Origin of the sequence: Micromonospora sp. NPDC049274 (genome assembly GCF_040678875.1) — a bacterium.
GTDB lineage: Bacteria > Actinomycetota > Actinomycetes > Mycobacteriales > Micromonosporaceae > Micromonospora.
This window is the reverse complement of sequence record NZ_JBFAQS010000005.1, coordinates 381,906-403,045: the sequence shown is the minus strand read 5'-3', so window position 1 is coordinate 403,045 and position 21,140 is coordinate 381,906. Positions and strand designations below refer to the sequence as shown.

The window sequence follows — 21,140 nt, the reverse complement described above, 5'->3', positions numbered from 1 at the left end:
GTCGTCGGCACGCCGGGTTGCGGGCGTGTCGAGCGACGCCGTATGTTAGCGATCACATCGATAGACTCTGATGGGCTGCGTGTCCCTGCGGAGCCGTCGCAGCAGGTCCGCCGAGCCGCGGCGGGTGCCGGTCACCACCTACCCACCCCGCCACCCCACCCCACCGCCGCCCCACCCCGTCCCGCCGCAGAAAGGCCACCGCCGTGCCTCTGACCCGACGCGCGTTCACACTGGGCGCACTGTCCACCGCTGCCGCCGCCACCGGCGCGCTGAGCCTCCCCCGCACCGCCCTCGCCGCACCGAACACCGGCTACGTGATGGCCTACTTCACCGAGTCGCCGCAGGGGCTGGGCGCGGACTACGGCCTGCACCTCGCCGTCAGCCGGGACGGCCTCAACTGGACGCCGCTGAACCAGAACAACCCGGTCGTCACGCCGACCGCCGGTCAACTGGGCCTGCGGGACCCGTTCGTGTTCCGCAAGACCGACGGCACCTTCGTGGTGCTGGCCACCGACCTCAAGGGCACCAACTGGAACCAGACCAGCCAGTACCTGCACGTATGGGACTCGACCGACCTGACCAGCTTCACCGGCTACCGGCGGATCCGGATGCACACGTTGAACACCCACACGTGGGCGCCCACCGCCTTCTGGGACGCCGCCCGTGGGCAGTACGCCATCGTCTACTCGGCGAACAACGGCCAGGACGTGTTCCTGGTCAACTACACGAGCGACTTCCGGACGGTCAGCTCGCCGCAGGTGTTCTTCAGCCCGGGCTTCGGCGTCCTCGACGGCGACGTCGTCGTGGACGGCGGCACCACCTACCTCTACTACAAGAACCTCGCCAACGGGAACCTCTACGGCGCCCGTTCCAGCACCGCCACGCCGAACAGCTTCAGCACGTACACCTCCGGGCTCCTGCAGGGCAGCGGCATTGAGGCGCCGCTGCTGGTCAAGGCGGTCGACGGCAGCGGCTGGCGTCTGTGGGGGGACTCGTACAGCCCGTTCAACAACGACTTCTACGCCTGGTCGACCACAGCCATCGGGAGCAACTCCTGGACGCCGCTGAACCAGCGCGACTACACCCCACCCCTGAACGCGAAGCACGGATCGATGACCGGGATCACCGACGCGGAGTACAACGGGCTCGTCTCCCGGTGGGGGACGCCGAACTGGGTCCGGCTGAAGTCCTCCAACCTGCCGGACCGCTACGTGCGGCACTACAACTACGTGGCCCGCGTCGACACGTACCCGTTCGACCCGTACCAGGATCAGCTCTGGCGGATGGTCGCCGGCCTCGCCGACTCCGCCGGAGTGTCCTTCGAGTCGGTGAACAAGCCCGGCTACTTCCTGCGCCACTACAACTACGAGGTCCGGCTGGAGGTCAACGACAACAGCTCCGTGTTCCGCGCCGACGCGACCTTCTACCGCACCGCCGGCCTGGCCGACGCGGCGTGGACGTCGTTCCGCTCCTACAACTTCCCCACCCGCTACCTGCGACACGCCAACTACCTGCTGCGCATCGACCCGCTGAGCGCCGGTTCCAGCGCCGCGGAGCGGCAGGACGCCACCTTCCGGATCACCTCGTAGGGGCGGGCTCAGACCTCCAGGACCGCGTCGGCGAACGCCCGGGGCACCCCATGGGGCAGGTTGTGCCCGACGCCGCCGCCGACGCTCCGGTGGTGCCAGCCGGCTTCCCCGAACAGGACACTCGCCGTGCGGGCGCGACGCTGGTCGTAGGGTGATGGCATGGCTGAGCGATCCCTGACCCTGATGGCGGTGCACGCCCACCCCGACGACGAGGCGACGAGCACCGGCGGCGTCCTTGCCCGGTACGCCGCCGAGGGTGTCACGACGGTCCTCGTGACCTGCACCGACGGACGGTGCGGCGACGGCCCCGGCGGGGTCAAGCCCGGCGAGCCCGGCCACGACCCGGCCGCCGTCGTGGCGATGCGTCAGACGGAGCTGGAGGCCAGCTGCGCGACGTTGAAGGTCACCCACCTGGAGACGCTCGGCTACGCCGACTCCGGGATGATGGGGTGGTCGACGAACGACCAGCCCGGCTCCTTCTGGACGACGCCGGTGGCCGAGGCCGCGGAGCGGCTCGCCGACCTGATCCGCCGCTACCGACCCGACGTCATCGTCACCTACGACGAGAACGGCTTCTACGGTCACCCGGACCACATCCAGGCGCACCGCATCACCATGGCCGCCGTCGCGCAGACCGACGTCCCCGCGAAGGTCTACTGGACCACTGTGCCACGGACGGCGTTCACGGAGTTCGGCCGGATCATGAAGGAGCTGGGCGTCGAGTGGGCCGAGCCGGACCCGTCGTCCGACGTTCCCGAGCTGGGCCTGCCCGACGACGAGATCACCACCTGGGTCGACACGCGGAGCTACGGCGCGCAGAAGTTCGAGGCGCTGGCCGCGCACGCCAGCCAGACCGAGAACATCTTCTTCCTCCAGCTGGGCCAGGAGCGGTTCACCGAGCTGATGGGCACGGAGACCTTCGTCCGGGTACGGGACACCACCGACGCGCCGGTGCCCGAGGACGACCTCTTCGCCGGGCTGCGCTGACGCGAACCCGCTGCGCTGACGCGTACCCACGGCCGGCGGCGGGCCCGCTACCGTTGCCGGGTGCGGGTGGTGGTGGCGGAAGACCTCGTGTTGTTGCGGGACGGGCTGATCCGTCTGTTGGAGGCCCACGGCTTCGAGGTGGTCGCCGCCGTGGGCAGCGGGCCGGATCTGCTGACCGAACTCGTCACGCGGCGTCCCGACGTGGCAGTGGTCGACGTGCGGCTGCCGCCGACGTACACCGACGAGGGCCTGCGGGCCGCGCTGGCGGCGCGGGCCGAGGTGCCGGGGCTGCCGGTGCTGGTGCTCTCCCAGTACGTGGAGCGGCTGTACGCGCGGGAGCTGCTCGCCGACGGCCACGGCGGGATCGGCTACCTGCTCAAGGACCGGGTGTCCGACCTCGGCGAGTTCGTCGCCGCGGTTCGCCGGGTCGCCGCCGGCGGCACCGCGCTGGACCCGACAGTGGTGGCGAAGCTGCTCGACAGCCGGACGCGGGTGCTGCCCCTGGACCGGTTGACCCCCCGCGAGCGGGAGGTGCTCGGGCAGATGGCGCAGGGCCGGTCCAACGCGGCGATCGGCGCGGCCCTGTTCATCACGGAGAAGGCCGTCGCGAAGCACACCAACAGCATCTTCGCCAAGCTCGGGCTGCAGTCGTCCGAGGACGACAACAGGCGGGTCCTCGCCGTCCTCGCCTACCTCGACGCATAGGGGTACTGGTACCACCCCGGGAGGGGTTCCAGGCTCCTCGAAACGGGTCTCGTCAGCGACGAGCCTGAGGACATGACCGCAACCACAAGCACCAGGGCCCTCCACGCGGGCCCCGTTCCCCGGGCCGACCGCGCCCTCGCCCCCGACCTCGCCCGCGGCGCCATGCTGCTGTTCATCGCGCTCGCGAACGCCGCGAACGCCGCGTTCGCCGGTCAGCCCGGCCTGGACGGCACGCCGCACGGCGCGCAGCGCGTCGTCAACGCCGTCCTGGCGATGTTCGTCGACAGCCGCGCCTACCCGGTCTTCGCCGTCATGTTCGGGTACGGCCTCGTGCAGATCGCCCGGCGGCAGGGGGACGGCGCGCGGCGGATCCTGGTGCGACGCAACGCCGCCCTCATCGTCTTCGGCCTGTGCCACGCTGCGCTGCTGTACTTCGGGGACTTCCTCGGCGCGTACGGCATCGTCGGTATCGCCGCCACCCTGCTGTTGCTGCGCCGCGGCGACCGGTTCCACCGTGTCGTGCTGTGGCTGTGGGGAATCCAGACCGCGTACGCCGAGGTCCTGGCGGTGACCGCGCTCGTCGGCGCGCGCGGCGGCGACGCCGTCCTCACGAACACGCCGAACCCGTCGCTCGCCGCCTCGTCGTACGGCCAGTCGATCCTCGACCGTCTCGCCGAGTGGCCGGTCCACACGGTCACGGTGCTCCCGTTCATCGTCATCGTGTGGTTGGGCATCTGGGCGGCCCGGCGTCGAATCCTGGAGAACCCCGCCGCACACCGCACGCTGCTGCGCCGTGTCGCCGTCGGTTGCCTCGGCATCTCCGTCGTCGGTGCGCTCCCCTACACGCTCATCGCCGCTGGCGCCGTGCACGTCGACGCCGATACGGTCGAGGCCATGGCACTCGTCCACGCCGTGAGCGGCGAGTACGGAGGGCCGGGCTACGTGGCGCTGTTCGGCCTGCTGGCGCTGCGCCTCGATCGCGCCCGCCGCGGCCGTGTCGTGCTCGCCCCGGTGATCGCGCTCGGGCAACGGTCGCTGAGCGGGTACCTGTTGCAGTCCGCGGTGTGGCTCGTGCTGTTCGCGCCGTTCGCGCTGCACCTGGGCGGCACGTACGCCGCCGCCGGCGCGGCGGTCGTCACCTGGCTGGTCTCGCTGGTCGCCGCCTGGGCCCTGAGCGTCACCGGTCGCCGGGGGCCGGCGGAGACGCTGCTGCGCCGCATCACCTACCGCGCCATCCGCCGATGACCGCCACCACCCGCAGGACCGTGGCCGGGGCGCTCTGCGTCGCGGCCACGGTCGCGTGGCTGGCCACCGGCCGGGGCGTGTTCTGGCCCCGGTGGGTGTACTTCGCCGTCGGTATCGTCCTGCTCGGCCGGCTCCTGCTGCGGCGGGCACTGCGGGTGCCACCGGGCCGGCGTCTCTGGCTCGCCCTCGACGCCGCCGTCTGCACCCTGATCTGGTGTGCCGACCTCAGCGTCTGGGTGCTCACCGGCGGCGGCTACTTCTGGCCGATCTGGACGCTGCTCGGCATGGCGACGATCGTCGGGCTGCACGCCTGGGTGGTCAGCCGCCCTCCCGGTGCCCGCGAGCGGGAGCTCACCGAGCGGGTCGCCGCGCTGACCCGTTCCCGCCGCAGCGCCGTGGACCAACAGGCGGCCGAGCTGAAACGGATCGAGCGGGACCTGCACGACGGGGCGCAGGCCCGCCTGGTGTCCCTGGCGCTGACCCTCGGCCTGGCCGGGGAGTTGCTGGGCCGCGACGTCGACGGTGCCGCGCAGCTGCTGGCGGAGGCCCGCGCGACGGCGACCGCCGCCCTCGACGACCTGCGCACCGTCACCCAGAGCATCCACCCGGCGGTCCTCGCCGACCGCGGCCTCGGTGACGCCGTCCGCGCCCTGGCGCTCGACCTCGCCGTGCCCGTCACCGTCGTCGGCGACCCGCCCGCGCAGCTCCCGCCGGCGGTTCAGACGGCGGCGTACTTCGCGGTGGCCGAGGCCCTGGCCAACGTGGCGAAACACAGCGGCGCCACCGCGGCGAAGGTGACCTTCGACGACGAGGTCGGCGACGTGCTGCGGATCCACGTGGACGACGACGGCTGCGGTGGCGCCGACCCGAGCCGTGGCACGGGCCTGCGCGGCATCATCGGCCGACTCGACGCCATCGACGCCCGCCTGACTGTCGACAGCCCGGTCGGCGGCCCGACCCGGGCCACCGTCACGATCCCGATCGAACCAGGGTGACCCTCGGCCGCACGACACCGGCGACCGCGAACACCACCGGCCGACGGGCCGCGGCGGGGCTCGTCAGGACGTCGCGGCCGACTGCCCGCTGCGGCTGTCCGGTCGTACGCCCTGGTCGGGGCGGTTGGTCAGCACCCGCGGGCCGGCCTCGGTGACCGCGACCGTGTGTTCGGAGTGGGCCGAGCGCGAGCCGTCCGCGGACCGGATCGTCCACCCGTCCTGATCGAATTTGATCTTGCCGGTGCTGCGGCAGAACCATGGCTCGATCGCGAGCGTCAGACCGGGCTTGAGTTTCATGCCCCGCCCGGGTCGGCCGTCGTTGGGCACGTGCGGGGCCTCGTGCATGGTCCGGCCGATGCCGTGCCCGCCGAACTCGTCGTTGACCTGGTAGCCGTACCGGCGGGCGACCTCGCCGATGGCGGCGGAGATGTCGCCGAGCTGGTTACCCGGCCGCGCGGCGTCGACGCCGGCCGCCAGCGCGACCTCGGTGGCCTCGATCAGCTTCAGGTCGGCCGGATCGGGGGTGCCGACGATCACGGACAGCGCGGAGTCGGCCGCCCAGCCGTCGATCGCGACCGCCATGTCGATGCTCAGCAGGTCACCGTCGCGCAGGACGTAGTCGTGCGGCAGGCCGTGAAGCACGGCGTCGTTGACCGAGAGGCACAGGACGTTGCGGAACGGGCCACGACCGAACGACGGCGTGTAGTCCCAGTAGCAGGAATCGGCGCCCCGCTCCCTGATCCGGCTGCGGGCGTGGCGCTCCAGGTCCAGCAGGTTGACCCCGACGGCCGCCGCCGCACGCAGCTCGGCCAGCAGCTCGCCGACGAACTGGCCGGTTACGGCCATTCGATCGACTTCTGCGGCGGTCTTCAGCTCGATCACGATCAACCCTTCCCTCTCGGTGCGGTATATTTATACCACGTGGGTCGGAGGGGTCGGCGGGTCGGCATTGCCGGTCCGCGCGGGCGCATCTATCCTGCTCACATGGTTCGCCCACCCCTCACACCGGAACAGATCGCCGCGGGGCAACGCCTCGGGGCGGCGCTTCGGGTCGCGCGGGGCGGTCGCAGTCTCGTCGAGGTGGCACTGGCGGCCGGCATGTCACCGGAGACGCTGCGCAAGATCGAGGTGGGCCGGCTTCCGGCACCCGCGTTCGGCACCGTGGTCTGCCTCAGCGAGGTCCTCGGCGTCGCGCTCAGCGACCTGGCCGACGTGTGGCTGGCCGACCTGCGCCTCCGCGAGGCGTCCTGAGCGCTCGGTCGGCGACGCTGGGTAGCCTGAGGCCATGATCTTCATTACCGCGAAGTTCCGGGTGCTGCCCGAGCATGCCGACCAGTGGCCGCAGATCGCCGCCGCGTTCACCGAGGCGACCCGGGCCGAGCCCGGCTGCCTGTGGTTCGACTGGTCCCGCAGCCTGGACGACCCGACGGAGTACGTCCTGGTCGAGGCGTTCCGCGACGACGAGGCAGGCGCGGCGCACGTCCAGTCGGACCACTTCCACGCGGCGCGGGAGACGCTTCCGCCGCACCTGGCCGAGACGCCGCGCATCGTGAACGCCACGGTGGGCCAGCAGGACTGGTCGCTGCTCGGCGAGATGGCCGTACCCGAGGCCCACTGACCGCAGGCCGACGCCGGCCGGGCCACTTCGCGCCGGATCCGCTCGGCAATCCTCGCCGACCCAGGCCGGTCTCTCCATTGGGGACTGTCGGATATCCGCGATCGGCGTGACCGGCCCGGGTGGAGGATGTCGGACATCGATCTCGTCGCTAATGTCCATCGTGACAAGCGCCTGCCGGGGAAGGCGGTGATCGATGCGTTGCGTCGCCTGCGGGGCCGACACCGATGCGGCCCTCCCCACCTGCCAACGATGCGGTTCGGCCCTGCCCGGCGCGGCCACCGTGCCGCAGGAGCAGTCTCCGCCCCGCGCGGTCCCCGTCGCGACCGAACCACCCGACGCGGCGCCCCTCGCGACCGAGCCGACGGTCACGCCGCCTCTCACGACGGAACTCCCGGGCGCGTCGCCCGTCGTCGGCGAGGCACCGGGCGCGTCGTCGCGGCCGGGCGTGCCACCCCCGCTGTGGGACCTGCTGGTGTGCGCGCTGCTGTTCGCCGGCTGGGTGCTGGTGCTGCTGCTGGTCGCCCTCGCCCGGGGCGCCGAGGAGCCGTCCGAGGTGCCGGGTCGGCTGGCTTCGTGGCACTACGTGCTCGCCGCGCTGGCTGTCGCCATCTACCTGTTGACGGCCGTCCGGGGTGTACCCGAGTCACCCGGCTACCTGTGGGCGCGCGCCTCCAGTGGCGACGGCCGTGACGGTGACCTGCGGCGAGGGCTCCAACTCCTGGTGCCCACGGTGGTGGTGACCGTCGCGGTGGCGCTCGTCGCGGGCATGACCGTGCCGCTGTCCGCGGCCGTCTCCGAGGCGACGTCCACCTCGGCGACCCCGACCGCCGACGAGGGGACGTCCACCGAGACGCCGCCGACGCCCGACCCGGTCCCGACGACGGCTTCCGGCGTGGAGACGCCGACACCGACAGCGAGCGACGACCCGGACGCGCGGCGACGTGCGCAGGCCGAGGTGGTGGACGCCCTGCTGTCGGAGTCGATCGCCTCCCGCGGCGACCTGGCCACCGCCATCGCGGCTGTGGGAGAGTGCCGCGACCTGAGCCGGTCGCTCGCTCTGCTGGACGGCGTCACGCGGGAACGCCGCGCCCAACGTGACCAGGCCGGAGCTCTTACCGTCGACGCGCTCGGCGACGGCCCGGCGATGCGGTCCCACCTGGTCTCCGCCTTCACGTACGCCGGGGACGCCGACGCGGCGTTCGCCGCCTGGACGCGACGCTCCATCAGCTCCGGCTGCTCGCTCGACGCCAACTGGCGGCGGGGAAATCAGCTCTCCGAGCAGTCCCAGAAGGCCAAGAACGAATTTCTGCGCCTGTGGAACCCGATCGCCCTCTCGTGCGGGTTGCCCACGCGCACCAGCAAGGAAATCTAGGGAGCTGGGAGATGACGACGTGACGGTGACCGAGGCGCCGCAGACCGACCACTTCGACTTCCCGTCGTACCAGGTGCCACCGCTGCTGTCCGACACCACACGGCGCCTGTGTGGTGCGGCCTACCTCGACCAGTCGTACGCCGACACGGTGATCAGAGAGGTGATCGAGGACGAGCGGCGTGCCGTCGCGCTCTCGTTCGGCTTCGACCTCAACGCGGTCGTCCGGCACTGCTTCCGGGCACGGCACCGCTACCTGACCCGCGATGCCATGCTGTTCGCCCTGCTCGTCATCGGTGTGGTGACCTCGCTCAGCGCCACCGTAGGTTGGCTGGTGCTCGGATTCACCGTGCTGCTGGCGCGCTCTCGGGAAGCGCGCACGCTGTCCCTGCCCGCCCGCTTCCTGTTGTTCGGAACGCTGATCACCATCGTGGTGTGCAGTGGCGGCCTGGCGCTCGTGCTGCCCCTGTTCAGTCTGTCCGACGGCCTCGCGTTCCTCGCCGGCCCCCTGCTGGGCTCCGGCCCCGATCTCAGTGCCGACGCACTGGTCGAGGCGTTGCGATCCAGGATGACGGCCGGCCTCTTCGGCTTCCTGGCCTGGATGCCACTCCTGCTCGGCGCGGCCACGCTCGCCGTCCTCGTCCGGTTCGAACGCGCCACCCACCAGATCCTGACCGACGAGCTGCGCCCCGGCATCCCACCGGTCCTGCCGACCCTGCCCGACGAACGGGTTGCCCGCCGACTCGACCTGGTGGCCCGTGCCCAGTACGGCAACATCACAGTCCAGGAGGGGGACCCCTTCCTGGGCTGCGGCGCGGCGGAGCACGGCTGGTCGTACGCCATTCCGGTGCGTCCCGCCCTCGGCCGGGCCGCCGGCACGGATGCCCCGCCGATCGACCAGGCGGAGCTGGGACCGGCGCTCACCGCGCACGTCCGGGCGGCGATCCGGCGGATGCGGGAGGAACCGCTGCCCCGTCCCGTCCGGGTGCCGGGGCTCTCGCTGGTGCCGCACATCGTGGCGGACGGCGTACGCCGGCAGGGTGACCCGCTACTCGACCCGGCGACCGGGATGCCGCGCAGCCGCGCCTCGGAAGAGGTGATCGACGTGATCGTCCGGCATCCGCAGGGCGGGCTGCGCTACTACGACCGGATCGTCGTCAGCGGTGCCGGGAAGCCGCTGCACACAGCCGACGGGCGGCTCGTACTGCCCGAGCAGGACCTCGGCATCGACATCTCCGCGTTCGTGCACGCCGCCGTCGAGGGCGGGCTGCTCTATGTCGAGTTCGTCACCACAGTGATGTATCCCATCAAGGCCCGGTACGCGCTCGTCGACCGGCTACGCCCCGAGCAGTCGACGGTCCGGATCGCGCGTGACGTGCTGGCGAACATGGTGACCGACTCGGTGCTCAGCGGTTGGAACCTGGTCAAGCGACTGCGGCACGAGCGGGGCATGAAGACCCGGATGGACGACGCTCTCGCCGCGAGCGAGCAGTTCCGGACGCACGACTACGGCGCCCGGGTCAGTGTGCGCCAACTCGTCGCCGAGCCGGCCGCGGTCAAGCACCTGCAACTGCTCGACGAATGGAAGTACACAAAGCTCCTGGAGCGGGCCGTGTTGGAGGCGGTCGCCTCGTTCCTGACCGAACGTGGCCTGGACACCGGCGATCTGGTGCAGCGCGCGTCCCAGGTGCAGAACATCTTCGGCAACGTCAACACCATCTTCGGCGGTCAGCAGGCGATGGGCAGCTCCCACGTCACGTTCGAGCAGCACAATTAGGAGGCCCAGGATGGCGGACCCGGATCAGCCACCCCGGTCGGTCGTGTTCCACAACACGATCCTTGGTGGTCAGCAGGCGATGGCGAGCGACAATGCCGTCTTCGTGCAATACAACGGGACGAACGACCTCGCCGAGCGGTTCGACGCGCTGCTGCGCACCCTGAAGGAGCACGTCGCCGACTTCGAGGACCCGGATCGCGCCAGCCGCGAGGTGGCAGCGATCGAGGCGGCCCGTGAGCAGCGGCAGCCGGACCGCACGCCGGTGCTGACCTCGTTGGAGATCCTGGCGGCCCTGGCCACGGTGGGCGGAACGCTTGCCGAGGTGATCCGGGGCGCCATCGACATCGTCTCCCAGCACTGGCCACTCTGACCTGCGCCGTGAGCAGAGCTGACCGGCCCGGCCGCGCCGAGCGCGCCCGCGTCGGTGCGAGGCACTGCCGGGAGGTGGGCCAACGGCCCGCCGCAGGCGCGGAGCGCCGAGCGCCACCGACCAGGAAGCAGAGCGGGCAATATACCGATGGACATCTATAGACATGCCATCCTGTTAACGCTAACGTTGCCGACGACCGTCGATATCGGAGCGTAATCTGACCGTCACGAAGGGCCTGTAACCGCTGGTCCCGGCTGTGCGGTCGACATCGTTCGCGGCGTGGGGCGGGTGGATTGCGGCCGGCACGGGACGGCCCACGATCACCACCGGGCGACTCGCGCCGAGGGCCGGACGATTCCAGGCCATCTTCATCGATCACCTCCGCGTCCCCGGGCAGGACCGTGGGCGGTGACCGGCAACCGTAACGCCGCGTGCAGAACCCTCTGGTCCGCCGACCACACCGTCACCGACGGCGCACCCCGGCGCCGGACGGCCTCGGCGTCGCCGTACGCGGCCGCAGACCGGGCCACGTCCCGCCGTTCCCCCTGCTCAGAGTCCGGGCCCGAGCAGGGGGAACGGGACTGGCCCCGCGACATCGTCAACCTCACCGATGAGGAGAGCACGTGCGAATCAGACACCCCCGGCACCGGCGGTCGGCGCTCGCCGTCGGCACCGCCACACTCGTGCTCGTCGGCGCCGCCCTCACCCAGACCGGCGCTTCGGCGGCCGCCGCCGGATGCCAGGTCACCTACTCGGTCAGCTCCCAGTGGCAGGGTGGCTTCGGTGCGAACGTCACCGTCACCAACCTGGGTGACGCCGTCACCGGATGGCACCTCACCTGGAACTTCGCCGCCGGCCAGACCGTCACGCAACTGTGGAACGGCAGCTTCACCCAGGCGGGCGGCGACGTCGCCGTCACCAATGCCCCCTACAACGCCGCCATTTCCACAAACGGCAGCACGAGCTTCGGCTTCAACGGCAGTTGGACCGGCAGCAACCCCGTGCCGACCTCCTTCGCCCTGAACGGCACCACCTGTACGGGAGACGTGGGCCCGACGACACCCCCACCCACCACACCGCCACCCACCACACCCCCACCCACGACGCCCCCACCCACGACCCCGCCCCCGACGACCCCGCCGCCCACCACACCGCCGCCGAGCACGACCCTGCCCTGTGACATCTACACGGCCGGTGGCACGCCCTGCGTCGCGGCGCACAGCACCACCCGCGCCCTGTACGCCTCCTACAACGGCTCGCTCTACCAGGTACGTCGATCCTCGGACAACAGCACCCGCACCATCGGCGTGCTCAGCACCGGAGGACGGGCCAACTCCGCCGCCCAGGACAGCTTCTGCGCGAACACCACGTGCGTGATCACGGTGATCTACGACCAGTCCGGGCGGGGCAACAACCTCGGCTACCAGGGCGCGGGCGGGATCGGGGGCGCCGTGCAGCCCGCGGTCGCGACCCGGGAGTCGTTGACTGTCGGCGGCAACAGGGTCTACTCGCTCTACATCAACGGCAACAGCAGCTACTGGCGCGACGGGCACCTGACCGGCATCCCGACCGGGGCCGCGCCGGAGGGCATGTACATGGTGACCAGTGGCACCCACGTCAACAGCGGCTGCTGCTTCGACTACGGCAACAGCGAGACCACCCGTCGGGCCGACGGCCGGGGCACCATGGACGCCATCTACTTCGGCACGAGCTGCTGGTTCGGCGGCTGCTCCGGCAGCGGTCCCTGGGTGCAGGCCGACCTGGAGTGGGGTCTGTTCCCCGGTGGCAGCAGCTCGTGGAACCCGAACCAGCGGGCGTTCACCAGCAAGTTCGTCACCGCGACGCTCAAGAACAACGGCACGACGCGCTTCGCCATCAAGGGCAGCAACGCCCAGTCCGGCAACCTCTACACGCTCTGGGACGGCTCGCTGCCCTCGGGCTACAACCCGATGAGGAAGCAAGGCGCGATCATCCTGGGCAGCGGTGGCGACTGCTGCATCGACAACTCCAACCAGAGTGTCGGCACCTTCTACGAGGGCGCGATGGTGGCCGGCTACCCGTCCGACGCGACCGAGAACGCGGTGCAGGCGAACATCGTCGCCGCCGGCTACCGCTGAGGCTCCGCGGCCACCCGCCGGGCGGCGGGGGCCGCGACCAGGTCCGCTACGCCACGTGGCCCGGCTCGGGAACAATCCCGAGCCGGGCCACTCGTGCGTTCAGGCCGTGCGCCGCGAGCGCACCCCACCCGCCACCATCGACGAGATGGGGTACGTCCTCAGCTCCGCGTCCACTTCTGGCTGTTGCTGCCGTTGCAGGTGGCGAGGACCACCTGGGTGCCGTTGGCCGTACCGGCCGCGTTCGGTGCGAGGCAGAGGCCGGACTGCACCCCGGTGATCGTTCCGTCGGTGTTGACGTTCCACTGCTGGTTGGTGCCACCGTTGCAGTCCCAGATGATCACCCGGGTGCCCGCGGTCGTCCCGGCGCTCTCGGCGTCCAGGCACTTCGAGCCGTACACCTGGAGTTGTTTGCCGGCGGTCGACGACCACTGCTGGTTGGCGCCGGCGTTGCAGTCCCACAACGCCACCTGGGTGCCGTTCGTCTGCGACTGCGACGGGACGTCCAGGCACCTACCGGCGCCTGTGTTGCGCAGCGCCGCCGTGCTGCCGCCGCCGGCACCGGCGACGACGTTCAGGTTGTCGAACTGCGCGGTCTGGCCCTGGCTGGTCCCGAAACCGACCAGACCCGCGGAGTACGCCGAGTCGGTGGCCGTGCCGACTGTCGCACCGTCGACGGTGGCGGTGATGGTGCTGCCGGAGAAGCCGAGAGCGAGGGTGTGCCACCGGTTGGTTCCGAGAGCGGCGACGCTGCCACTGCGCAGGGTGGTGAGCTGGTTGCTGGTGCTGTTGCGCAGGATCGACCAGGCCCCGCCGTCGGTGACGCGCAGGAAGTAGGCGTTCTGGGCGCTGACCGGGTCCAGGGTCTGGTTGCCGACCCGCCCCTCCAGCTGGACGTAGCCGGACTTCTCCAGCATGACGTCGGCCGAGACCGTGTAGTTGTTCCAGTTCAGGTTGCCGCCGTACGTGCTGGGGTCGGCCAGGGTCTTCCAGGTGATCGGCGCCATCGGGGACGCCTGGCGCAGGCACATGCCCGTCCGGCCGCCGCCGCACGTCGCGGTCTCGAACGCGCCCTGGTTGTCCTGCAGGTACTTCGCCAGCTTGCCGGCCGGGTAGCTCTCGAAGGTGTCGCTGTAGGGCAGGCCGAGCTGGCCCTGCGACGGGCTGGTCGCGGTACCCTTGCCGGCGCCGCTCGTGGTGGTGATGGTGTAGATGCGACCGGGCTGCACGGTCAGCGAGTACGCGCCGCCGGACGGGGTGATGTCGGCGCCGCGCACGAAGTGCTCGGCGGTGTTGGAGGAGTTCAGGTTGGTCGACCACACGTGCACCGCCGACGTGGACAGGCCGCCGGTGACGTTGAGGTTCAGCGTCTGCGCGGCGGTCGCGTCCATGGTCTCGATGACGGTGGTGTAGTCGGAGTTGTTCGTCGACTTCAGCGACACGTAACTGCCGTTGTTGCGGACGCCACCGAGATAGCCGCTGGACGAGTCGAGGTACTTCCAGCCGGGCGCGGTGAACTGGGTGGTGTGCGCGACGGTCCAGGTGTTCTTGCCGACGGCGTACCAGCCCGACCAGGGCTGGTTGGCGAGCATCAGCCCGACGGTGGCCCAGGGGATGTTCGGGGTTGTCGCGCCGATCAGGTTCCAGTTGATGTACGCGGTCATCTTCCCGTCGAGGTAGCCCCGGTTGATGCCCCGCGCCAGCGGCTTGGCGCCGTCGTTGTAGTCCTGTGAGCCGCCCTCACTGTTCCAGAGCGTCTCGCCGGTGGCTGTCGCGTTGGCCGACACCGTGCAGGTCGTCTGCGCGGCCAGGTAGCCGCACGGGTAGTGACCGCCGATGACGTCGATCGCGTTGCGCAGCGCGGCGTTGTTCACGGCCACGTTGGCCGGGTTCCAACTGCCCGGGTAGTCGTCGCCGAAGATGAGCTTGACGCTGCCGTAGCCGTTGTTGTTGAGCGCGCTACGCAGGCTGATGGTCCAGTTCGCGTCGTACCTGCGCTCGTTCTGGGCGGCGGTGAGGTAGTCGATCGTCAGGTTGTGCTGCCGGGCGCAGCCCAGCCACGACAGGTGGTAGTCGATCGAGTCCTGGGACATGAAGTTGCCGTTGCCGATCCAACCCGGCGCACCCCAGGCCAGCCCGACGAGTTTGATGTTCGGGTTGCGGGCCTTGGCCTGCTCCATGATCCACCACTCGTAACCGCGGTCGCAGTTCAGATCGCCGCGGAAGTGGGAGTGGCTCGGCTCGGACCCGCTCGTGGAGTTGGTGTCGCCGCCGATCTCCACCTTGAGGATCTGCAGCGCCGCGCCGTAGCCGGGCTTGAACAGGTAGTCGAGGATCTGGCCGCGTTGCGGCTCGGGGTAGTCCATCAGCAGGCGACTGTTGCCGCCGCCGCCGCTGACCGCGCCGACCCCGTCGAACGTACGGCCACCCGACGCTCCGTTGATCGTGATGGAGGTGGCGGCCTGCGCGGGTGTCGTGAGCCCGCCCACCACGCCGCTGGCGGCCAGCACACTGCCGGCGACCAGGAGCGCGAAGGTTGACGAACGGCGGATCAGACGTGTGATTCCTGGCATGTGATGTCTCCTTGGAACAGGTGTGGGGCACGGCGGCCCCCTGGTCACACCGCGCGCCGCCGTCCCGGTTCCGGGTCCGGTGGCGTCGCGGGTGACGGACCGGGAGCGGTCCGCCACCCGCGTCGGGTGCGTCAGGCGCCCGCCGGGTGTGTCAGTTGGCGGTGCAGGTGGGGGTCAGGCCGGCGCCGCTGCCGGTGCCCTGGAAACCGAACTCGGCGACCTGGCCGGCGGCGAGCCGCCCGTTGTAGTCCACATTCGAGAAACGCACGGCCCCGGTGCTGCCACTCGCCGTGGCGGACCAGGTGTTGGTGACGCTCGCGCCGCCCGGAAGCGTCATGCCGACCGCCCACCCGTTCGTGCCGGCGGAGCCGGCGGTCACCTTCACCGTCGCCACGAACCCGCCGTTCCACGCGTTCAACGACACCGAGGCCGCACACCCACCGGGAACGGGCGGAGGGGTCGTCGGCGGCGGCGTGGTCGGCGGAGGGGTGGTCGGCGGAGCAGTCGTGGGCGGCGGTGTGGTCGGCGGCGTCGTGCCCTGGAACTGGGCGAAGAACTTCCAGACCTCGCCCTTGGTCCAGGTGGTGATGCCACTCTCGGCGTACGTGCCGTCGACCGGGCCGGGCATGTGGCCGTTGTCGAAGGCCGCCCACTGGACGGGGTATCCGGCGCGGCAGCCCGAGTAGGTGGTGGTGATGTGGCTGCGGCTCCCCGCGGCCGGCTCGCGCGGGCTCTGCGCCGTACACCCGTTGTTACGGACGAAGGTGTCGCGCAGCGCGCGGCCCTGCGAGATGTTGAGGACGTTGTCGGTGATCCCGTGCAGGCCGAAGTAGGCGATGGGTTGGGTGCCGCCGCTACAGCCGCTGATCTGTGCGCCGCTGAAGACGGCAACGGCGCGGAAGGTGGTGGCGCGGGCGCAGGCGAGGGCGTAGCTCATGCCGCCACCCCAGCTGAAGCCGAGGGCGAAGCGTTGGGTGGTGTCGACGCAGAGGTCGCCTTCGATGCGACGGATCATGTCGTCGACGAAGGTGACGTCCTCGCCACCGGAGTTGCCCCACCCGTTGCCGAAGCCCTGGGGCGCGACCAGGATGGCGGTGTCGTTCGACTGCTCGAGTTGGCCGTAGTAGGACCAGGGTCGTCCGCTGGTGCCTCCGGAGTCGACCTCGGTCGCGGTGCCGCCCCGCCAGTGGAACGCGAAGATCAGCCGGTACGGGTTGGTGTTGTTGTAGTTGCTGGGGATCCGCAGGATGTAGCTGCGGCTCTTGCCGTTGCTCTGGATCGTCTGCGTACCGCTGCGCAGCGTCGGGGCCTTGCCGCAGCCGGCGGTCGCCGCGGCGGTGCCCACGTCCGCGACCGGCGTGGTGGCGCCGAGCCCACCGCTGAGCGCGGTCGCGCCCGCCGCCACGACGAGCAGCGCCGCGAGCGCGATGGGCCCGGAGCTGAACCGATGTCTGAACATTGACCACTCCCTCTTTCCGGTGGGTCAGTTGGCCGTGGGGGCGGGGTGCCGCACGGTCATCCGCGCGACGACTCCCACACGGGCGCGCGACGTCCACCGCACGTCACCGGCGGCTGCTGACAAGTCCTGATGCGACGGCCGCCTGCCCTGCGGGACGTCGTGATCGCGAGGGTCGAATCAGCTGGCCCGCCCGGTGGGCCGTGGACGCTGTTCGCCTCGCATCGACTGTGAGCGATAACATGCCGTTCGTCAAGTCGTAACGAACGACGTCTGACAAGTCGCCGTAGGGGCCTTCGATCGCAGCGGGAGGCGCGGCCGACACGCGCCTTGTTATCGGTAACATGTGGAGCCGGAGGACCTGTCGACGCAGCGGATTCCCGGCGGCGATCCGACCGGGTGAGCCCCCGCCGCGACGCCGACCGGCGGCAGGCATCATGTCGGCGTGAACTCAACCCTGGCCGCCCTGCTCGGCTCCGCGCTCACCGCCTTCGCATCGCTGTTCGTGGTGTGGGTGCACAGTCGGATCAAGCGGCGCCAGCGGGAGCGGGCCGAGCTGCAGCGGGCGTACGTCCTGGTGCTGTCCGGCGCGCTCCGCCTCGCCCACAAGGCCGAGGCGTTGCGACAGACCAGATACTGGCGATCGGGCCTGCCGGAGGCGGGCAACGACCTGCTCGGAGGGCAGCGGCCGCTGGGGCCGATGGTTCTGCACGACTGGCTGGCCCGGGACATGGCCACCGTGGAGGCCGCCTGGTCGGAGATCTGGACCCGCGCGGATCAGGACGGCATCGCGCTGACAAACGGACTCATGACCGCGTTCAACGCGGTGCTGGCCGCCGCGCTGCGGACCAGCGGGACCGAGCCGTTCGAGGCGTCCGACGAGATGACGATCGCCGGCCGCCGCCTCGGCGAGGCGCGCCGGCAGCTCGCCCTGCATGCCCGCCGGGTCGCGAACCTGGGTCCGCGAGACGTCGACCTGTTCACCGAGCGCGAGTACGGCTTACCGGTGGGTTGAGATCCCGTTCGCCGTCGCGGACGTGTCGCTCGGCGGGCGTGGGCAGGACCAGGTGGACGACCCCGAGCATCAGCGCCGCCACCACACCGTCGAGCCAGTAGTGGTTGCCGGTGGCCACGACGACCAGCAGGGTGACGATCGGGTGGGCCACCCACAGCCACCGGAGACGCCCGCGGGTCACCGCGACCAGCGCGACGGCCACGGCCAGCGCCCACCCGACGTGCAGCGACGGCATGGCGGCGTACTGGTTGCTGAGGGTGTCGGTGTCGGGTGGACCGTAGACGGTGGGCCCGAACCGGCGGCCGGTGTCCACCAGGCCCGTCAGCGCGGTGAGCCGGGGCGGCGCCAGTGGGACCAGGAGGTGCAGCGCCAGAGCCCCCGCGGTGAGACAGGCGAGCACGCGACGCGTCCACAGGTAGTGCGCCGGGTGCCGCAGGTACAACCAGACCAGGGTGAGCACCGTGGCGGGGAAGTGCACGTACGCGTAGTAGCTGTTGGCCAGGTGCGCCACCAGGTCGTACGCGAGCAGAGGCTGTTGGACGGCGGACTCGTCGGGCAGGTGTGTCAGCCGTTCCAGGTGCCAGATCGACTCGCCGTTGGCCAGCGCGGTCGACACCCGGCCGGCCACCGCCATGCGCGCCATCTTGTAGAGGAGGAACAGCGTGGCGACGAGCAGCAGTTCGCGCGCCGCGCGGCGCAGCGCAGTGGCCCGGCCGGGTGCCACCGGCCGCGGCACCGCCAGCTCTGCGATCTCCATGGGCGCCTCGATTCAGTCACGTCACCGGGTGGACCGGGCCGCCACCGTCCGGAGACGGTGGCGGCCCGCTGCGGTCGGACGTTAGCGCCGGTCGGGCGCCCCCTTCGGGGCGGGGTCGACGTTGACCTGGTCGAACGCGGGCGCCCCGTCGACCGCGTCGGCGCCGACCGCCGCCGTCGTCGCGGCGTCCGGCAGGTCGAGGCTGGTCCGCAGGGTGACCGGCCTGAGTAGGAGCGCTGCGATGACGCCGACCACTCCGATGGCGGCGGAGATTCCGAAGATGTGTCCGGTAGCGTCACCGTACGCGGCCCGCACAATGTGCTGGATCCCCTCGGGCAGCGCCGTGATGTTGAGGTTGCTGTCGCCGCCGGCGCCGGAGGCGGGGATCCCGGCGGCGGTCAGGTCGCGCGTGATCTGGTCGGTGACCCGGTGGGCGAGGACCGCGCCGAGCACCGAGACACCGATGGTGCCGCCGAGCGACCGGAAGAACGCGACACTGGAGCTGGCCGCGCCGATGTCCTTGAGGGCCACCGTGTTCTGGACGGCGAGGACGAGGTTCTGCATGGTCATGCCGACGCCGGTGCCGACGATGAACATGGCGACACCGACCAGGACGAGCGACGTCTCGTGGTCGATGGTGCCGAGCAGCGCGAACCCGGCGACCAGGATGATCGAACCGGCGACGATGTACGGCTTGATCCGCCCGGTCCGGGTGATCAGCCGGCCGGCGACGATCGAGGAGCCGAGGACTCCGGCCATCATCGGGATGGTGAGCAGACCGGCCTCCGTCGGGCTGTAGCCGCGGCCGATCTGGAAGTACTGGCCGAGGAAGACCGCGCCGCCGAACATGGCCATGCCGACCGCGAGGCTGCCGAGGATGGCCAATGCGGTGGTGTGCTGGCGCACGATGCCGAGCGGGACGACCGGCTCGGCGGCCCGCGACTCCACCCAGACCGCGAGTGCGAGCAGCAGCAACGCGCCGCCCACCATGGCCACGGTCTGCCAGGAGAGCCAGGCGAACGAGCCGTCGACGAAGGAGATCCAGATCAGCAGTACGCTGACGCCGGCGGCGATCAGGCTCGCACCCAGGTAGTCGATCTTGACGTTCTCCCGCCGCAGCGTCGGCAGGTGCAGGGTCGCCTGGAGCAGGATCAGCGCGATGACGGCGACCGGCACGCCCACGAAGAAGCACCAGCGCCAGCCCAGCCAGGACGTGTCGACGATGAGACCGCCGAGCAGCGGGCCGCCGACGGTCGCGACCGCCATGACTCCGCCGAGGTAGCCGTTGTAGCGCCCCCGCTCACGCGGCGGGATCATGGCCGCGATCGCCACCTGGACGAGGGCCTGCAGGCCGCCGACCCCGATGCCCTGGAACGCCCGGGCCGCGATGAGCTGCCCCGCGCTCTGCGAGAAGCCGGCGATGACCGAGCCCAGCAGGAAGACCACGATGGCGACCTGGATGAGGAGCTTCTTGTTGAACAGGTCGGCCAGCTTGCCCCAGATCGGGGTGGTGGCCGTCGCGGTGAGCAGGGTCGCGGTGACGACCCAGGTGTACTGGTTCTGGGAACCGTTCAACGACCCGATGATCTTTGGCAGCGCGGTCGAGACGACCGTGCTGCTCAACATCGCGACGAAGAGCACCAGCAGCAGACCGCTGAGTGCCTCGAGCGTCTGCCGATGGGTCATCGGCTCGGTGCCGGCCGTGGTGGTGGGTGCGCTCATCGCGCGGCCTCCAGCTTGTCGTGGTTTTCGAGGGCGACGCCGTCAGGGCTGCGCGGGGTTCACGCACGGACGCATTCGCGCACCTGACTTGGTTGCCTCACGCAAGCATCTACCGATCTTGCCCAATCGGCAAGTTTGCCCATTGAGAAGCCGATCACTCGACGTACGCTGAGCGCGATGGACGAGATCACCGGCCTGCGGGAGCGCAAGAAGGCGGCCACCCGCCTCGCCCTGCACGAGTCAGCCCTGCGCCTCGCCGCCGAGCAGGGCCCCGACGGCGTGACAGTCGAGGCGATCGCCGACGCCGCCAACGTCTCCCGGCGGACGTTCTCGAACTACTTCTCCAGCAAGGAGGAGGCGCTCTTCCACGGCGACACCGTGCGCCTGCGCCGACTGTTGCAGTTGGTTCACGAGCGGCCGGACGGCGAGCCGCCGTGGACCGCGCTGAGCCGGGCGGCCGAACAGTTCACCAGGGAATCATCGGATGATCGCGACCACAGCTGGCTCACCCGACGCCGGCAGCTGCGCGGGCACCCCGGGCTGGCCGCGCACCAGGTGGCGGCGTACACCGCGATCGAGCGGGAGCTGGCCGCGGAGCTCGCCCATCGGCTCACCGGGACGGCGGTGGCGCTGCGCTCCCGCCTGCTGACCGCGACCTTCCTTGCCGCCCTGCGCGTCGCCATCCAGCACTGGATCGACCACCCGGGCCAGGACCTGCTGGAGATCGTGCGAACCGCGCTCGCGGAGGTCGCTCCCCCGTCGGCCGGCGCTGCGGCGGGCGACCCGACGGCCTGACCACCGACGGGCAGACGACGCGGCGCGACGACGGCGGGCCCCGTCGCGCCGGC

The 21,140-nt window shown here is 70.9% G+C and carries 19 protein-coding genes; 13 read left to right on the top strand and 6 right to left on the bottom strand.

Going from position 1 to position 21,140, the window contains the following annotated elements; genetic code table 11:
- The first annotated feature begins 203 nt into the window (after window positions 1-203).
- Window positions 204-1,589 (top strand): glycoside hydrolase family 43 protein, encoded by a 1,386-nt coding sequence (locus tag AB0K10_RS12925; protein ID WP_363682843.1) that lies wholly within the window; start codon window positions 204-206, stop codon window positions 1,587-1,589.
- Window positions 1,590-1,597: 8 nt separating this feature from the next.
- On the opposite strand, the gene AB0K10_RS12920 is transcribed toward AB0K10_RS12925, so the two are convergent.
- Window positions 1,598-1,750: a hypothetical protein gene (locus AB0K10_RS12920; RefSeq protein WP_363682841.1), complete on the bottom strand. Its 153-nt coding sequence runs from the start codon at window positions 1,748-1,750 to the stop codon at window positions 1,598-1,600.
- Here AB0K10_RS12920 and AB0K10_RS12915 point away from each other — a divergent pair.
- The 4 genes from AB0K10_RS12915 to AB0K10_RS12900 all read left to right on the top strand — a co-directional run bounded on the left by AB0K10_RS12915 (window position 1,749) and on the right by AB0K10_RS12900 (window position 5,521).
- Entirely contained in the window at window positions 1,749-2,576 is an 828-nt protein-coding gene (locus tag AB0K10_RS12915) for a PIG-L family deacetylase (RefSeq protein ID WP_363682839.1), read from the top strand. The genes AB0K10_RS12920 and AB0K10_RS12915 overlap by 2 nt on opposite strands.
- 60 nt (window positions 2,577-2,636) lie before the next feature.
- Complete coding sequence (locus AB0K10_RS12910) at window positions 2,637-3,281, top strand: response regulator transcription factor (protein ID WP_363682837.1); 645 nt, start codon at window positions 2,637-2,639, stop codon at window positions 3,279-3,281.
- Window positions 3,282-3,353: 72 nt separating this feature from the next.
- The gene (locus AB0K10_RS12905; protein WP_363682835.1) at window positions 3,354-4,526 is read left to right on the top strand and encodes a DUF418 domain-containing protein; all 1,173 of its coding nucleotides are present in this window, start codon (window positions 3,354-3,356) and stop codon (window positions 4,524-4,526) included.
- On the top strand, window positions 4,523-5,521 hold the full coding sequence (locus tag AB0K10_RS12900) for a histidine kinase (RefSeq protein ID WP_363682833.1): 999 nt from the start codon (window positions 4,523-4,525) through the stop codon (window positions 5,519-5,521). Before AB0K10_RS12905 ends, AB0K10_RS12900 begins: the two co-directional genes overlap by 4 nt.
- A 63-nt stretch (window positions 5,522-5,584) precedes the next feature.
- Here the strand turns inward: AB0K10_RS12900 and map are convergent, their stop codons facing one another.
- On the bottom strand, window positions 5,585-6,403 hold the full coding sequence (gene map, locus AB0K10_RS12895) for a type I methionyl aminopeptidase (RefSeq protein WP_363682831.1): 819 nt from the start codon (window positions 6,401-6,403) through the stop codon (window positions 5,585-5,587).
- 102 nt (window positions 6,404-6,505) lie between these two features.
- On the opposite strand from map, the gene AB0K10_RS12890 reads away from it, so the two are divergent.
- The 6 genes from AB0K10_RS12890 to AB0K10_RS12865 all read left to right on the top strand — a co-directional run bounded on the left by AB0K10_RS12890 (window position 6,506) and on the right by AB0K10_RS12865 (window position 12,772).
- Window positions 6,506-6,772 carry a helix-turn-helix transcriptional regulator gene (locus AB0K10_RS12890; protein WP_363682829.1) on the top strand — a complete coding sequence of 89 codons (267 nt, stop codon included), beginning with the start codon at window positions 6,506-6,508 and terminating at the stop codon, window positions 6,770-6,772.
- Window positions 6,773-6,806: 34 nt separating this feature from the next.
- Entirely contained in the window at window positions 6,807-7,139 is a 333-nt protein-coding gene (locus tag AB0K10_RS12885) for a putative quinol monooxygenase (protein ID WP_363682827.1), read from the top strand.
- A 193-nt stretch (window positions 7,140-7,332) separates the two neighbouring features.
- Window positions 7,333-8,511, top strand: a complete 1,179-nt coding sequence (locus AB0K10_RS12880; RefSeq protein WP_363682825.1) for a hypothetical protein — start codon at window positions 7,333-7,335, stop codon at window positions 8,509-8,511.
- 19 nt (window positions 8,512-8,530) lie between these two features.
- Window positions 8,531-10,285 carry a hypothetical protein gene (locus AB0K10_RS12875; RefSeq protein WP_363682823.1) on the top strand — a complete coding sequence of 585 codons (1,755 nt, stop codon included), beginning with the start codon at window positions 8,531-8,533 and terminating at the stop codon, window positions 10,283-10,285.
- Between the two features lie 10 nt (window positions 10,286-10,295).
- Window positions 10,296-10,655, top strand: a complete 360-nt coding sequence (locus tag AB0K10_RS12870) for a hypothetical protein (RefSeq protein WP_363682821.1) — start codon at window positions 10,296-10,298, stop codon at window positions 10,653-10,655.
- A 623-nt stretch (window positions 10,656-11,278) separates the two neighbouring features.
- Window positions 11,279-12,772 (top strand): arabinofuranosidase catalytic domain-containing protein, encoded by a 1,494-nt coding sequence (locus AB0K10_RS12865; RefSeq protein ID WP_363682819.1) that lies wholly within the window; start codon window positions 11,279-11,281, stop codon window positions 12,770-12,772.
- Window positions 12,773-12,930: 158 nt separating this feature from the next.
- Here the strand turns inward: AB0K10_RS12865 and AB0K10_RS12860 are convergent, their stop codons facing one another.
- Both AB0K10_RS12860 and AB0K10_RS12855 read right to left on the bottom strand, forming a co-directional pair.
- Complete coding sequence (locus AB0K10_RS12860) at window positions 12,931-15,342, bottom strand: ricin-type beta-trefoil lectin domain protein (RefSeq protein ID WP_363682817.1); 2,412 nt, start codon at window positions 15,340-15,342, stop codon at window positions 12,931-12,933.
- Between the two features lie 151 nt (window positions 15,343-15,493).
- Entirely contained in the window at window positions 15,494-16,801 is a 1,308-nt protein-coding gene (locus AB0K10_RS12855) for a cellulose binding domain-containing protein (protein ID WP_363682815.1), read from the bottom strand.
- Window positions 16,802-17,243: 442 nt separating this feature from the next.
- Between AB0K10_RS12855 and AB0K10_RS12850 the strand changes: the two genes are divergently transcribed.
- Window positions 17,244-17,813 carry a hypothetical protein gene (locus AB0K10_RS12850; RefSeq protein WP_363682813.1) on the top strand — a complete coding sequence of 190 codons (570 nt, stop codon included), beginning with the start codon at window positions 17,244-17,246 and terminating at the stop codon, window positions 17,811-17,813.
- Here AB0K10_RS12850 and AB0K10_RS12845 read toward each other — a convergent pair.
- Window positions 17,779-18,570, bottom strand: coding sequence for a phosphatase PAP2 family protein (locus AB0K10_RS12845; protein WP_363682811.1), 792 nt, complete (start codon window positions 18,568-18,570; stop codon window positions 17,779-17,781). The two genes, AB0K10_RS12850 and AB0K10_RS12845, sit on opposite strands and share 35 nt — an antisense overlap.
- Window positions 18,571-18,651: 81 nt before the next feature.
- Window positions 18,652-20,292 carry an MDR family MFS transporter gene (locus AB0K10_RS12840; protein WP_363682809.1) on the bottom strand — a complete coding sequence of 547 codons (1,641 nt, stop codon included), beginning with the start codon at window positions 20,290-20,292 and terminating at the stop codon, window positions 18,652-18,654.
- A gap of 177 nt (window positions 20,293-20,469) precedes the next feature.
- Between AB0K10_RS12840 and AB0K10_RS12835 the strand changes: the two genes are divergently transcribed.
- On the top strand, window positions 20,470-21,087 hold the full coding sequence (locus tag AB0K10_RS12835) for a TetR family transcriptional regulator (protein WP_363682807.1): 618 nt from the start codon (window positions 20,470-20,472) through the stop codon (window positions 21,085-21,087).
- Window positions 21,088-21,140: the final 53 nt, after the last annotated feature.

Excerpts from the sequence above, each read along its gene's own strand:
- AB0K10_RS12915 (WP_363682839.1), top strand. The coding sequence starts at position 1,749 with ATGGCTGAGCGATCCCTGACCCTGATGGCGGTGCACGCCCACCCCGAC.
- AB0K10_RS12920 (WP_363682841.1), bottom strand. The coding sequence starts at position 1,750 with ATGCCATCACCCTACGACCAGCGTCGCGCCCGCACGGCGAGTGTCCTG.
- AB0K10_RS12905 (WP_363682835.1), top strand. The coding sequence starts at position 3,354 with ATGACCGCAACCACAAGCACCAGGGCCCTCCACGCGGGCCCCGTTCCC.
- AB0K10_RS12900 (WP_363682833.1), top strand. The coding sequence starts at position 4,523 with ATGACCGCCACCACCCGCAGGACCGTGGCCGGGGCGCTCTGCGTCGCG.
- AB0K10_RS12890 (WP_363682829.1), top strand. The coding sequence starts at position 6,506 with ATGGTTCGCCCACCCCTCACACCGGAACAGATCGCCGCGGGGCAACGC.
- AB0K10_RS12885 (WP_363682827.1), top strand. The coding sequence starts at position 6,807 with ATGATCTTCATTACCGCGAAGTTCCGGGTGCTGCCCGAGCATGCCGAC.
- AB0K10_RS12880 (WP_363682825.1), top strand. The coding sequence starts at position 7,333 with ATGCGTTGCGTCGCCTGCGGGGCCGACACCGATGCGGCCCTCCCCACC.
- AB0K10_RS12870 (WP_363682821.1), top strand. The coding sequence starts at position 10,296 with ATGGCGGACCCGGATCAGCCACCCCGGTCGGTCGTGTTCCACAACACG.
- AB0K10_RS12860 (WP_363682817.1), bottom strand. The coding sequence starts at position 15,342 with ATGCCAGGAATCACACGTCTGATCCGCCGTTCGTCAACCTTCGCGCTC.
- AB0K10_RS12855 (WP_363682815.1), bottom strand. The coding sequence starts at position 16,801 with ATGTTCAGACATCGGTTCAGCTCCGGGCCCATCGCGCTCGCGGCGCTG.
- AB0K10_RS12845 (WP_363682811.1), bottom strand. The coding sequence starts at position 18,570 with ATGGAGATCGCAGAGCTGGCGGTGCCGCGGCCGGTGGCACCCGGCCGG.
- AB0K10_RS12840 (WP_363682809.1), bottom strand. The coding sequence starts at position 20,292 with ATGAGCGCACCCACCACCACGGCCGGCACCGAGCCGATGACCCATCGG.
- AB0K10_RS12835 (WP_363682807.1), top strand. The coding sequence starts at position 20,470 with ATGGACGAGATCACCGGCCTGCGGGAGCGCAAGAAGGCGGCCACCCGC.